Origin of the sequence: Neisseria sp. N95_16 (genome assembly GCF_002551535.2) — a bacterium.
GTDB classification, from domain to species: domain Bacteria; phylum Pseudomonadota; class Gammaproteobacteria; order Burkholderiales; family Neisseriaceae; genus Neisseria; species Neisseria brasiliensis.
Genome location: NZ_PDBT02000165.1, coordinates 1 through 631 on the forward strand (window position 1 = coordinate 1; position 631 = coordinate 631).

The 631-nt window shown below is 49.8% G+C and carries 1 protein-coding gene; it reads left to right on the forward strand.

Features of this window, described 5'->3' with window-relative positions; translation table 11 throughout:
- Positions 1 to 380 (forward strand): recombination-associated protein RdgC (gene rdgC, locus CRG49_RS13035; protein WP_198515182.1); only part of this gene is annotated, 380 nt, incomplete at its 5' end.
- Positions 381 to 631: the final 251 nt, after the last annotated feature.

A 631-nucleotide genomic window follows, 5' to 3' on the forward strand; every position in this document is an offset into this window, starting at 1 on the left:
TTTATGTGCCTGTGCCGTTTGGCAATCCTGTTGTTTTTAAAGCACAAAAAACCATGCTTATCAGCTTGCGGCGCGAAGAAAAAGTATTGCCGGGCGCGGCCATTAAGCACAAGCTGGATGAGCAAGTCGCCAAAATCCAAACCACCGAAGGCCGCAACGTCGGCCGCAAAGAAAAGCTGGAACTGCGCCAAGCGATTATCGATGACCTGCTGCCCAAAGCCCTGACCAAAAGCAGCTGCACCAAAGGACTGATGGATAAAGGCTGGTTGTGGGCGGATACGGCCAGCCCCAAAAAAGCCGAAAACCTGCTCACCAAACTGCGCGAAGCCCTCGGCGGCCTGCCTGCTCAAAGGCCGAGACCTTTGCAAAACCCCTCTTAAATCCCATGTAAAGTAACTATAGTTACCAAGCGACATAATACTTCCCAGACACCCTAAAATCCTCTAAATTCCCTTTAAGCCGAATTTAGAGGATTTTCTTCATGAGCAGCTTCTTCAAACAAACCGTCGAAACTATCGTTGGTAAAGACCCCGACCGCTTTCCCTTGCTCAAAATTCAGCTCATTATCGACTGGCAGCCCATTGCCGATTATCTCGAACAACAAAAAGGCCGCTATACCCGTCATCACGGC